The organism is Rhodothermus profundi (assembly GCF_900142415.1).
Classification (GTDB): domain Bacteria; phylum Bacteroidota; class Rhodothermia; order Rhodothermales; family Rhodothermaceae; genus Rhodothermus; species Rhodothermus profundi.
Genome location: NZ_FRAU01000001.1, coordinates 625,018 through 637,348 on the forward strand (window position 1 = coordinate 625,018; position 12,331 = coordinate 637,348).

The 12,331-nt window shown below is 59.8% G+C and carries 11 protein-coding genes and 1 tRNA gene; 6 read left to right on the forward strand and 6 right to left on the reverse strand.

Annotated elements, in window-relative coordinates; all coding sequences use genetic code 11:
* Nucleotides 1-16 precede the first annotated feature (16 nt).
* Nucleotides 17-439, forward strand: a complete 423-nt coding sequence (ndk, locus tag BUA15_RS02700) for a nucleoside-diphosphate kinase (RefSeq protein WP_072714400.1) — start codon at nt 17-19, stop codon at nt 437-439.
* Nucleotides 440-503: 64 nt separating this feature from the next.
* A complete protein-coding gene (locus tag BUA15_RS02705; protein ID WP_245771895.1) occupies nt 504-1,676 on the forward strand; it encodes an exo-beta-N-acetylmuramidase NamZ family protein in 1,173 nt (390 codons plus the stop codon).
* Here BUA15_RS02705 and BUA15_RS02710 read toward each other — a convergent pair.
* Complete coding sequence (locus BUA15_RS02710; RefSeq protein ID WP_072714595.1) at nt 1,670-1,870, reverse strand: DUF3098 domain-containing protein; 201 nt, start codon at nt 1,868-1,870, stop codon at nt 1,670-1,672. The two genes, BUA15_RS02705 and BUA15_RS02710, sit on opposite strands and share 7 nt — an antisense overlap.
* Before the next feature lie 155 nt (nt 1,871-2,025).
* On the opposite strand from BUA15_RS02710, the gene dacB reads away from it, so the two are divergent.
* Both dacB and mreD read left to right on the forward strand, forming a co-directional pair.
* Nucleotides 2,026-3,459, forward strand: a complete 1,434-nt coding sequence (dacB, locus tag BUA15_RS02715; RefSeq protein ID WP_072714402.1) for a D-alanyl-D-alanine carboxypeptidase/D-alanyl-D-alanine endopeptidase — start codon at nt 2,026-2,028, stop codon at nt 3,457-3,459.
* A 6-nt stretch (nt 3,460-3,465) separates the two neighbouring features.
* Complete coding sequence (gene mreD, locus BUA15_RS02720; protein WP_072714403.1) at nt 3,466-3,966, forward strand: rod shape-determining protein MreD; 501 nt, start codon at nt 3,466-3,468, stop codon at nt 3,964-3,966.
* Nucleotides 3,967-4,069: 103 nt separating this feature from the next.
* On the opposite strand, the gene thrA is transcribed toward mreD, so the two are convergent.
* Nucleotides 4,070-6,541 (reverse strand): bifunctional aspartate kinase/homoserine dehydrogenase I, encoded by a 2,472-nt coding sequence (thrA, locus tag BUA15_RS02725; RefSeq protein WP_072714404.1) that lies wholly within the window; start codon nt 6,539-6,541, stop codon nt 4,070-4,072.
* Nucleotides 6,542-6,750: 209 nt separating this feature from the next.
* Between thrA and BUA15_RS02730 the strand changes: the two genes are divergently transcribed.
* Both BUA15_RS02730 and BUA15_RS02740 read left to right on the forward strand, forming a co-directional pair.
* Nucleotides 6,751-6,823, forward strand: a tRNA-Ala gene (locus tag BUA15_RS02730).
* A 598-nt stretch (nt 6,824-7,421) separates the two neighbouring features.
* Nucleotides 7,422-8,699, forward strand: coding sequence for a citrate synthase (locus BUA15_RS02740; protein WP_072714406.1), 1,278 nt, complete (start codon nt 7,422-7,424; stop codon nt 8,697-8,699).
* 14 nt (nt 8,700-8,713) lie between these two features.
* On the opposite strand, the gene BUA15_RS02745 is transcribed toward BUA15_RS02740, so the two are convergent.
* The 4 genes from BUA15_RS02745 to BUA15_RS02760 all read right to left on the reverse strand — a co-directional run bounded on the left by BUA15_RS02745 (nt 8,714) and on the right by BUA15_RS02760 (nt 12,306).
* Nucleotides 8,714-9,016 (reverse strand): anti-sigma factor family protein, encoded by a 303-nt coding sequence (locus tag BUA15_RS02745; protein WP_072714407.1) that lies wholly within the window; start codon nt 9,014-9,016, stop codon nt 8,714-8,716.
* On the reverse strand, nt 9,013-9,615 hold the full coding sequence (locus BUA15_RS02750) for an RNA polymerase sigma factor (RefSeq protein ID WP_072714408.1): 603 nt from the start codon (nt 9,613-9,615) through the stop codon (nt 9,013-9,015). Before BUA15_RS02750 ends, BUA15_RS02745 begins: the two co-directional genes overlap by 4 nt.
* 65 nt (nt 9,616-9,680) lie before the next feature.
* Nucleotides 9,681-10,334 carry a response regulator transcription factor gene (locus tag BUA15_RS02755; RefSeq protein WP_072714409.1) on the reverse strand — a complete coding sequence of 218 codons (654 nt, stop codon included), beginning with the start codon at nt 10,332-10,334 and terminating at the stop codon, nt 9,681-9,683.
* Nucleotides 10,335-10,341: 7 nt separating this feature from the next.
* Entirely contained in the window at nt 10,342-12,306 is a 1,965-nt protein-coding gene (locus BUA15_RS02760) for a PAS domain S-box protein (protein WP_072714410.1), read from the reverse strand.
* Nucleotides 12,307-12,331 lie beyond the last annotated feature (25 nt).

Below are 12,331 nucleotides of genomic sequence, written 5' to 3' on the forward strand. Positions count from 1 at the left end.
AACAGGATATAGAGCGATGGAACAAACACTGGCCATTCTGAAGCCGGACTGCGTGCGGCGTGGTCTCATAGGCGAGGTCATTCGCCGGATTGAGGCGGCAGGCTTTCGCATCCGTGCCATGAAAATGGTGCATCTGACCAAAAAAGAGGCGGAAGGTTTTTATGCGGTCCATCGGGGACGGCCGTTTTTTGAAGAACTGACCACGTTTATGTCGAGCGGTCCCTGCGTGCCGATGGTATTGGAAAAGGAAAATGCCGTGGCAGACTTTCGGGCGCTTATCGGCGCGACCGATCCCGCCGAAGCGGCTGAGGGTACGATCCGGCGTGAATTTGCTGAATCCAAAGGTCAGAACATCGTCCATGGCTCCGACTCCGTCGAAAATGCCCGGATCGAGATCCATTTCTTCTTCCCAAGCATCGAGCTGGTGGATCGTAGGTAAGCAGCTGGTTGTCGCTTTAGTGGTGCTACAGGCGGGCTGCTTCACCGCAGCGCCCTCCAAACGCGTGCGCACAGGCGCAGAGGTGCTGGCAGCCCGCCATTTTGATCTACTGCGTGGCAAGCGGGTCGGGCTAATTACCAATCATACCGCCCGCATCGATACGATGCATTTGATCGACCGGCTCATGGCCGAACCTGAGGTGCATCTGGTGGCCCTGTTTGCGCCGGAGCATGGACTGCGGGGCACAGCCGCCGCCGGCGAAGAAATCCGAGACGGGCGCGACGTGCGCACAGGGCTTCCGGTTTATAGCCTCTACGGCGCTACGCGCAAGCCAACGCCAGAGATGCTGGCCGACCTCGACGTGCTGGTGTTCGATATTCAGGACGTAGGCGCTCGCTGCTACACGTACATCTCCACCATGGGGTTGGCCATGCAGGCTGCGGCGGAGGCCGGTATCCCCTTTGTGGTGCTTGACCGGCCCAATCCCCTCGGCGGCGAGCTGATTTCAGGCTTCGTGTTAGAGCCGGCCCAGACTTCGTTTGTGGGCCTCTACCCCATTCCTCTGGTCTATGGCCTGACCATTGGGGAGCTGGCTCAATTGATCCGGGGAGAACAGTTGTTGCCTGGGCTGGAGCATCTGGAACTGATCGTGGTGCCGATGGAGGGATGGCAGCGTGCTATGCAATGGCCCGACACCCAGCTCCCCTGGCGCTCGCCCAGCCCTAACCTTCCTTCGTTTGAGGCGGCTCTAGCGTACCCGGGGACCGTCTTTTTTGAAGCAGTCGACGGCAGCGAAGGACGAGGTACGGATGCACCTTTCCTGCAAGTAGGTACGCGCTGGGCCAACGCCCGAGCGCTGGCTGACACGCTCAACGCCCACCAGTTGCCAGGCGTCCGTTTTGAGCCCGTTTCATTCGTGCCGCAGCCTCGTCCGGGCGCTCCGCATCCTCGCTACGAGGGTGAACGGCTGCAGGGGGTACGTCTGCGCATTACAGACCGCCGGCAATTCCGTCCGGTTGTTACTGGCATCTATCTGCTGCACGCCTTTTATCACCAGGCTCCGCCCGCATATCGGGAGACATTCATTCAGCGGCCAGCCTGGCTAGCCCGGCTGGCGGGCACCGAACGGCTCTATGCTCTGCTAAAAGCAGGCGCCTCGCCAGAAGCCATTGTTGCTGCCTGGGAAGCAGATCTCAGGGCGTTTCAGCAGCAACGTCAACCCTATCTGCTCTACTGAGTGGTTTTAGAAGCGCGTGGCCGCCAGAGAATTGCCCAGATCACTTCCAGATAGCCGACCACGATCACAATAGGGGCCACATTGCGCGACCAGAAACCATCCAGTTCATGTTCAATGGCCATGATGGCAAAGCCCAGCACCACAAGCGCAACCCCCAGCAGCAGCAGTTGGTAATTGCGTCGCGAAAAAACCATAGGCCGTCCGGCAGAAGCCGCCGGACGCGTTCTGGTGCGAGCCGTTGTGCGTGGACGAGCCATTCTGGGTTTCACGCTACGTTGCTTCGCTTCGCGAACCTGAAGGCATACGTCCAGGTTCCACCGCACGAAACGTTGCCAACCATTCAGCGGCTATGCGTGCTGCGCACTTGCTGTATGCGGTGCTCTTTGGATTCTTGAGCACAACTGGTCTGCATGCACCGGTCTCGTTGGAAGCCCGCCTTGAGCGCGTTCGGTCCACACTGGCTACGGAGCAGGCTTTCTGGGGATTGTATGTGGCCGACGTGGAAAATGGCCATGTGCTGGTAGCCCAGCATGCCAGGCAGGGTTTATTGCCGGCCTCGACGCACAAACTGTTGACCACAGCCGCCGCCCTGGACCTGCTGGGTCCGGATTACCGGTATCGGACGGTTTTATACTTTAATGGTCGCGTAGAAGGCACGACGCTGCGAGGTGACCTGATCCTGCGCGGCTCGGGAGATCCTACCTTTGGCAGCCCTGCCTGGCCCGGACCCGACCCGCTGCAGCGCTGGGCGTTCCAACTGGCCCGCATGGGCGTCCGGCGCATCGAAGGCCGCCTTATCGGAGATGACAATCGCTTCGACGAGCGCCCCTATGCAGATGGCTGGGATATTGACTATGTTACTTCGCAGCTTAACCTGGGACTAGGGTTTGCTGTCAGTGGGCTCTCGTATCACGACAACGTAGTGCACCTGCGGATGCGCGCTACCCGGCCAGGCGCTCCTCTTGCTGTTGCGCAGGAGCCCTTTAATTACCTGACAATAGAAAACCGGGCTTACACAGCCGCCCGGCGCTATGGCGAAGCGCTCCAGCTTGAACGAGCGTTTGCTTCAGAGCAGGTGCGTCTGCGAGGCTCGGTACCGTATCGATACCGGGGAACCATTGAGCTCCCCGTAGCCAACCCTACCCGTTATGCCCTGGAAGCCTTTCGCTACTATCTGGAGCAGGCGGGGATTACCGTAGCGGCTACGTTGGTAGACATCGACGATTTACCCCAACCGCCTCGCTACCACCAGCGACATGCGCTGCTGGTGCATTTCTCGCCACCGCTAGCTGAAATTGTGCGCGTGATTAACCATCGCAGCCATAACTTCTATGCAGAGCAGGTTTTTCGCACGCTGAGTCCGGACGGTTCGTCCGAGGGGGCTGCCCGGCGCATTCGTGCCTTTTTACAGCGCCAGGGCATTAACCCACGTGGCCTTACCATTCGCGACGGATCCGGGCTTTCTCGCAAAAACCTGGTTCCACCGGCTGTTCTGGGACAGCTTTTAGTCGCCATGCAGCATCACCCTGCGCATCAGGCATTTGTTGCGTCCCTGCCTCAAGGGGGCGCGCGCAACTCAACGCTGGAAGACCGCCTGCAGGATCTCCCTGTCCGGGCCAAGACAGGCTCTCTACTTCACGTGCGTACGCTGAGCGGCTATCTTACTACCCGCCATGGACGTCAGCTTGCCTTTGCCTTTATGGCAAACAACTACACCATACCTGCTGCGCGTATTGTGCGCACACTGGATCAAATGGTCCACACCCTCTACGCTACCCCCTAGCTGCCTATGCCCACGCTCCAACTGCCCCCCTTCCTTGTAGCCCGCATGTTACGCGTGGCGCTGGGAGGGCTTTTGGTGGTGCTGCTGCAATGGTTGGTGTTAAACCGTCTGCTTCTCTGGGGCGCCTATCCCGACGCGGTCTTACTTTTTGTAGCCTATCTTGGACTGGCTTACGGCCGCCGGGCAGGCCTGATTGGCGGCTTTGCCAGCGGACTTCTACTGGATGCGCTGCTCGACAGTTGGGGGTTGCACGCGCTGGCCAAAAGCCTTATAGGCTTTCTGGTGGGCCTGTTCGCTCTGGAAGAGCCGGAAGCGTTTCGTCCGACGCTTGGCCAGGCGTTCCTGGGCGGTCTGGTGCTGGCGTTGGTTCATAACGGTTTGCTGGTAGCGCTGCTGGCCCTGGCTGCCGGCACGCGCACGGCTTTCATGGTTGAAGCGCTCTGGTTAGGGAGCGCCCTGTACACCGCATTTCTGAGTGCGCTGGTTGTCCTGGTGCGTCCGAACTGAAGGACAAATGCGGAAAGCTGCCAATACGTTTGCTTCCTGGTGCTGGCTGGTGGCGGTCCAGGCTTAATTCCGATACGACTGGCCGCGTCCGGCGGCCCCTTTTTCAGCGCATTTGCTCCAACGCGCGCCGCAGGTCTGACAGGATCCCGGCTGCCGTTACCTGAGGGCCGGCGCCTGGCCCACGCACGACCAGAGGTGTGCGACAGTAGTAGGTTGTCGTGAAAGCAATCAAATTATCGGTGCCCTGCAGGTTATAGAAGGGCGAGTCGGGACCAACGGCCTGCACGTTGACGGCCAAGCGACCATCTTCAATGCGTCCGATATAGTGCAGGCGCTGTCCCTGCTGACGCGCCTTTTCAATTTGCTCCTGCCAGTGGGCATCCCAGTCGGACAACCGTTCCAGAAACTCTTCAAGCGACACGCTGCGCAGTTCACTGGGCACCAGTGGTTGCACGGTTACATCGCTTCGCTCGACCGGCAATCCCAGTTCACGTGCCAGAATAAGCAGCTTGCGCGCCACGTCTTCTCCTGAGAGATCATCACGGGGATCTGGTTCCGTATAGCCTGCCTCACGAGCCGCCCGCACTGCTTCAGAGAACGGAACGCCTTCAGCCATTTGATTGAACAGATAGGCAAGCGTACCCGAAAAAACCCCTTCGATTCGTTGCACTTTGTCACCAGCCAGGAGCAAATCCTGCAGCGTAGCAATGACAGGCAGCCCCGCCCCGACCGTTGTTTCGTAGCGATAAGGCACGCGCCGTTCCCGGGCAACTTCGCGCAGGCGTTGGTAGAAGGCATATGGCAGCGTATTTGCCCGTTTATTGGGCGTAACCACGGCGACGCCAGCGGTTAGTAATTCCGGATAGCGCCGAGCAACTTCCTCAGAAGCTGTTGCATCGACCACAACCAGCCGCCGCGGTCGCTCTGTGGTTAGCAGTTGGACCAGTCGGTCCAGGTCCATTGGTTCTCCTTCTGCCTGGAGTCGCTCGCGGGCTTCATTCCACGGAATACCGGCGGGTTGCCAGAGCATTCGTTCAGCCGTGGCCAGGCCGGCCAGCCGCAGCTCCAGTCCCTCTTCTGCCTGCAGATGGGGAATCTGACGGGCCAGCATATCCAACAGCGTCTTGCCAATGACCCCCACCCCGATCAGGAACAGATGGGCCCGCATGGTGCGCAGAATGAACGTCTCATGCAGCGCCTGCACTGCCCGTTGCGTATCTCGCTGGGCAATGACGGCCGAGATATTTGTCTCGGCCGCTCCCTGCGCAATAGCCAGCACGTTAACGTTGGCCTGGCCAAGAGCTGAAAACATGCGTCCGGCCAACCCGGGCTGATGGCGCATGCGATCCCCAACGACCGAAACCGTGGCGCATTCCGGTACGACGTAAATGCGCCGAATTCGTCCGGTCTCCAGTTCAAAGGCGAAGGTGCGTCGGAGCGTCTCCAGCGCCGCTTCTGCATCGGCCGCGCGCACGCCCAGGCAGAGACTCTGTTCGCTGGAGGCCTGCGAAACCAGCAGTACGTTGATTTTCTGCTCAGCCAGTGCCAGAAAGGCCCGTCCCGAGATGCCCGGCGTTCCCAGCATACCAGCGCCTTCCAGCATGAGCACTGCAATATCTCGAATGGCCGTTACCGCCCGGGCGTACCACGGCGGTGGAGGGGCATCGGCCGTGATGAGCGTACCCGGTGCTTCGGGGCGCAGCGTGTTTCGGATGCGCAGGGGGATCTTTTTGGCCTGCAATGGCTCCATGGTTCGCGGATGTAATACTTTGGCCCCGAAATAGGCCATTTCAGCCGCTTCTCGATAACTCAGATGCGGCAACACGAAGGCTTCGGGCACCAGCCGAGGATCCGCCGACATGACGCCATCCACATCCGTCCAGATCACCACAAGTTCGGCTTCCAGGGCCGCGCCCAGAATCGTTGCCGTGTAGTCGCTGCCAGAACGCCCCAGCGTCGTGGTCACGCCCTCCGGCGTCGCCCCGATAAAGCCGGTTACGACGACCACCTGATCCTCCGGAATTGCCGCAAAGCGCTCACGGATCAGGCGATGGGTCGTTGCAAAATCAACATTAGCCTCCCCGAACGTATCATCTGTGCGGACCAGTTCGGTCGCTTCCAGGGCAATAGCCGCACTCCCTGCCGCCCGAAAGGCTGCCGCGACCAACGGTGCTGCCAGCCGCTCACCAAAGCTGAGAATGGCGTCCCGCGTTCGGGGGGTGCACTCGCGCAGCAGGTACAGTCCGTCAAGCAGTTCGGTCAACGCCTGCCAATGCGCATTGAGCTGGGCTTCGAGAGCCGTCCGCTCCTCAGGTAGCACAAGCGCCTCCAGCACTTCCTGATGCCGCTGCCGGAGCGTTTCGATAGTGGCACGATGCCCCCCGGTGCGCGCCAGAGCTGCGTCAATGCATCCCAGTAGCTGATCGGTTACGCCGCCCAGCGCCGACACCACTACGACGCGCCGGACCGTCTCCGGCTCGGCCTGAACAAGCTGCACCACGCGCCGAATTCGATCGGCCGTGGCTACCGAAGTGCCCCCGAACTTGTGAACCCGGACGGGACGTGTGGTTGCCATCGTCAGCGCCCCCGAATATATGCGTTAACATTCCGTCAATTTAGGCGTGGAATTTACGATAGGAACTTGCGTTTTTCGTTTTAAAGACCCATTAAATTACTGAAAGCGCTTCGCCCTCAACGACCCGTGAAAAAACAGCGCAACGCTCGCCTGGCCATTGACGAGTGCGGAGCTTTTTTCGTAAGCTGGCGTTCCAGCGGTCAGAAGATGGGGCCATAGCTCAGTTGGTAGAGCGCCACAATGGCATTGTGGAGGTCGCCGGTTCGAATCCGGCTGGCTCCACAGAAAGTGGGATGCTTCTTCTGAAGCGTCCCACTTCTTTTTTGGATTGCTCTTCGCCAGCGTCCCGTGCCCGCTGCCAGGCCTGCCTGAGCGGTACTGGTCTGCGCCCTCACCCCGGTTTCTCCACTTTTTGGGGTAAGCGACCCGGTGCTCGGTTGCCAGGGCGCCCTCATGTGCATCTGCGGATCGAATATGCCTGCCGCTCTGTCTTCGGCTGGTGTGCCTTGCAGAAAAGCAGCGCCAATGCCGGAGCTGTCAGAGACCGTTTGAAAAGCCGGTAATACGCGGTCGCCTGCGCCTTCATGCCCTTTTCGCCGGAGAGCGCTCAGGCTTCCCATCGGCAGGCCCGCATGTCCAACCAGAACACTTCCGCTCAAGCGCAATAGCCCCAAGACCGTGCTAATCGATCAGCGCGTACGCCCCGTCTTCGAGGGGAACGCCACGCATTGTTTTTTCCTAGCTTTCTCTCTGGTCTCTATGATTTTTTCGTACGCTTCTAACGAAGAATCCTGGTAGATTGGCTGCTTAAAGCGTAACTTCGCTAAGCTAAAAATCTTCTTTTGCGCTGCAAGTTGTTCAAGGGAAATCGGAGCCGACCATGCCAACTGCCAAGCTTATCCTCGAAGACGCGACTGTTGAGCTGCCCGTCATCATTGGCACAGAAGGCGAGCGGGCGATTGACATTCGCAAGCTTCGGAGCCAGACCGGCTACATCACCTACGATCCGGGCCTGGCCAACACGGGTTCCTGCCAGAGCAGCATTACGTTCATCAACGGCGAGGCTGGCGTTTTGCGCTACCGAGGATATGCTATTGAAGACCTGGTGGCGCACTCCTCCTTCGTTGAGGTCAGCTATTTGCTCATTTATGGAGAATTGCCCACGCGCGCGCAGCTAGAGCAGTTTCAGGATCGGCTGACGCATCACAGCCTCCTGCACGAAGACATGAAGAAGTTTTTTGAGGGGTATCCCCCCAGTGCCCATCCGATGAGCGTACTCTCGGCCATGGTGGCTTCGCTCTCGACATATTACCCGGATTCGACGGATCCGGAAATTACAGAGCTGAACATGATCCGATTGCTGGCGAAGCTAAAAACTATCGCCGCCTTTTCTTATAAGAAATCAATTGGTCAGCCGTACATCTATCCTCGCAATGACCTGAGCTACACGGCGGACTTTTTGCACATGATGTTCGCCGTCCCTTCCGAACCGTACGAAGTGCCTCCTCTGTTTGAAAAAGTACTGGACGTGCTGCTCATTCTACATGCCGACCATGAGCAGAATTGTAGCACCTCAACGGTACGCATGGTAGGCAGCAGCGGAGCCGATCTGTTTGCAGCCATTTCGGCAGGTATCAGTGCCCTGTCGGGACCGCTACATGGGGGCGCCAATCAAGCGGTTATTCAAATGCTGGAGGCCATTCACCAGGACGGTGGCAATTATCAGAAGTATCTGGCCAAAGCCAAAGACCCGAATGATCCCTTCCGGTTAATGGGGTTTGGGCACCGCGTTTACAAAAACTTTGACCCGCGCGCCCGGCTGATTAAAAAGCTCGTCGATCAGGTCTTTAATGAAATGGGCGTCCACGATCCGCTCCTTGAAATTGCTAAAAAACTGGAGGAAGCGGCGCTGCAGGACGAATATTTCATTGAGCGCAAGCTGTACCCCAACATTGACTTCTACAGCGGCATTCTGTACCGGGCCATGGGCATCCCAACCAACATGTACACCGTCCTGTTTGCAATGGGCCGATTGCCCGGATGGATTGCTCAGTGGAAAGAAATGCGCGAAGATCCCCACACGCGCATTTACCGGCCACGTCAGATCTATCAGGGGGCTACGCACCGCCCGTACCGTCCTCTTGACGAACGGGAATGACCGAAAACAGGAGACTAGGAGGCGTTCGTCTCCGAGGGTGGCTCCTGGGCGAGGCGTGCGCGGAGAAAAGCCAGGGTATGCGCAATGAGTTCGGGAGGCGGCTCCGGGATTTCGGTTGCCTGACGAGCCAGTGCGATGGTCTTGCGATACTGGTCCAGGTAGGCCTGACAATCGGGACAATCTCGCAGATGGGCCTCAAAGGCTGCCTGCGTGCGCGCGTCCAACGCTCCGTCCAGGTACGCTGCCAGAAACCGGTTCACCTCTTCGCAGGTGAGTCCGCGTTTACGGCCCAGCCATTTTCGGATCCAGGCTTTCATAAGTCTTCCTTTTCAATGTGGGGACTGAGCAGGGCGCGCAGTGCCTGACGGGCGCGGTGCAGCCGCACCCGCACTGCTCCTTCGCTCAGGTTAAGCAATTGCGCGACTTCTTCCGTCGAGAATCCTTCAATGTCGCGCAGCAAAAGGACCTCCCGATAGGTGTCGGGGAGTCGATCTATTGCTTCTCGGACCAGCCGGCGCAGGTCTTCGCGTTCAGCCAGCACGTCGGGTGGCCAGGGACGGTAGCGCTGGGCATACATGCCCTGGGAGAAAGCAGGCTGAAGGCGATCCAGGTCGGCTTCATCCATGGGCGTATAGCGACGCGTTTTGCGCAGAAGAACCCGCGCCTGGTTCAGCGCAATGCCGTACAGCCAGGTAGTCAGCCGCGAGTCGCCCCGGAACGAGTCGATTCGGCGAAACGCCTGCAAAAATGCCTCTTGCATGACGCTCTGGGCTGCCTCCCTGTCGCCTAACAGGCGCAGCAGAAAGCGAAATAGCCGCGGGCTTTCGGCACGGACCAGCGCCTCGAAGGCGGCCGGATCGCCCCGCCGCAACGCCTCTAGATCATAAGGGGGCGGTGTGTCTGAAAACTCCGGCATGCCCTGTGCTTTACGTAACAAGCCGGCTCTAAGTTGGTACAGGAAGCGCGGTGAGCCGACCTGGTTCAGGCCGAGCGTTCGTTTTCAACCCATTGCACGGCGTGTTGCATCAGTTCAGCCGCTGTGCGCAGACCTAGCTTGGCCTTAATGCGCGCTCGGTACGACTCCACGGTTTTGACGGATAGATGCAGCCGCTCAGCAATTTCACGGGTGCTGAGACCGCGTCCAGTCAGCTCAAACACCTCCAGTTCCCGATCACTGAGCAGCTCCAGGGGCGACTGGCCTGCTGAACGTCGATGCCCCGTCATGCTCATCAATAGCCGCTCGCTCACCTCCTCACTGACGTACAGTCCCCCTGCCAGCACGCGCCGCACTGCTTTCACAATTACGTCTACGGCTTCCACTTTCATGACGTAGCCGCGCGCTCCGGCTCGGATAGCTCGCTCTGCATAGAGCGCTTCATCGTGCCGCGAAATGACCAGTACCGGCAACTCCGGATCCCAGGCATGCAGATGCTTGATGAGCTCCAGCCCGCTCATGCCGGGTAGCGAGATGTCCACAATCGCCAGGTCGGGGCGGACGTCATCCAGCATGCCAAGCGCCTCTTCGGCCGAAGCCGCCTGCCCACACACCTCCAGATCCGGTTCGGCTTCCAACGTCAGCGCCAGCCCTTTGCGGACCAGCGGATGATCATCAACGATCAGAATGCGTTTCTTCATCCTGCGCTCAGGGAATCACTTCACTTTCGGGCAGAACCTGCGATGCGTCGGCTGGAAGCACGCGTCCGCTCAGCGGAACAACCGCATGTACTTCCGTGCCCCCTTCTGCGCGCCGTCGAATTTCCAGGTGGCCGCCCAGCAAGCGGGCCCGGTAGTGCATGATGCGCAGCCCCATCCCCCGCGTTTCCGGCAATTTGTCCGGAATGCCTACCCCATCGTCCCGCACCCACAGATGGAGCGCTTCGTCGTCGGCCTTGAGCGTAACCGTTATACGCTGCGCCTGTCCGTGCCGCACGGCATTGTTCAGCGCTTCCTGCGCGATGCGGTATAGATGCGTGGCTACCAGGTTGTCGGCTACAGGCACCTCTTTCTCTGTCTGGAAGCGGCAGCGAATGCCAAACAGTTGCTCGGTCTGGCGGGCCAGGCGGTGCAACGCAGCCTGCAGGCCGTTCGCCTCCAGTTCCACTGGGATCAGCCCACGCGCCAGCGTGCGCGCCTGCTGGTCGGCCTGCCGAATCAGCTCTGTTAGTTCTTCCAGCTCGCGGGCTTCCGGTCTTCCCTGAGCTGCCAGTCGCCGCGCCAGACTCTGGCTGATCAGGGCCATACCGGTCAGCATCTGGCCGAGTCCGTCGTGCAGATCTTGTCCGATGCTGCGCCGTTCCTCGTCGCTAATGCGCAGGATCTCCTGCTCCAGGCGTCGGGTTTCGGACAGATCGCGCACGATCCCGGTAAAAAGTCGCCGATCAGGCAGGCGCACCTCGCTGACGGCCAGGTACATGGGAAACGTGGTGCCGTCTTTTCGCTGGCCGGTTACTTCTCGACCTCGGCCAATAATGCGGCGGCGCCCCGTTTCCAGGTAGTTTCGGATGTAGCGGTCATGCTGCTCGCGATAGGGCGAGGGCATCAGCACCGAAATATTTTGTCCGATGACCTCTTCGGCCCGGTAGCCAAAGATGCGCTCTGCCGCAGGATTAAAGAGCAGAATACGGCCTGTTTCATCGATGGTAATGATGGCATCGACAGCTGTCTCCACAATAGCCCGGTAGCGTGCTTCGCTTTCACGAAGCGCTTCCTCATGGGTGCGGCGTTCAATAGCCGTGGCCAGCACGTGCGCTACGGCCTGCATGAAGTGTACATCGTCATGCGCGAAGGTGCGGGGGCGGCAGGTGTGCGCGCCCAGCACCCCCCAGGAGTGTCCACCGACGAAGATGGGCACGCTCAATCCGGCCTGCACGCCATGGCGTCGAAGTAGCTCGGGACAGGCAAAGCGGCGCTCCTGAGCGAAATCTTCCACGACGATAGGGCTGCCGGCTCGCAACGTATAGCCGGCTTGGGACTCGGTCCCGGCTGGCACGCGGAAGGTTCCTACGACGCCTTCCTGCCAGCCATAGCCAGCCACCAGCAAGAATTCCTGCTCTTCGGGGAGCAAGCGCAGGACTTTGGCCAGTTCAACTCCCAGCGCAGCCGCTACGCGTTCCGTGGCATATTCCAGCAGTAGCGGTAAGGGCACATTGGCCAGTGCCCGACGGCCCAGTTCGGCTACGACGGCTTGCTGCCCTACCCGCACTTGCAGTTCGCGCTCAATGTCCCAGCGCCGCTGCCGCGCGCGCGCTCGACGCACCAGCAGTCGCAGCCGCGCCTTTAACAGCATTGAAGGAGCCGTTACGTCCAGGAGATCGTCGATACCCGAGCCCAGCAGTTCGTCCAGCGCCCCCAGTTGGCTGGTGTCGGTCAGCGCTGCCACCAACACCACCTGTTCTCCACCGGCTGTTGCCCGCACCGTCTCAACCTGCTCACGCAAATGATCCGGAGGGCCAAACAAGATGAGGAGGTGCGGAAGTGTTTCTGGAGATGGCAGCACTACGTCGGGGCGCAGCGTTACCATAACCTCTCCTTCTTCGCGGAGTAGGCGGCTTAGCCGCCGCCCCACGTTCCGCGAAGCCCCCCAGATTCCGACCTGGACCGATGTCATTGTGCCGTATGCCTAACGTACCGCC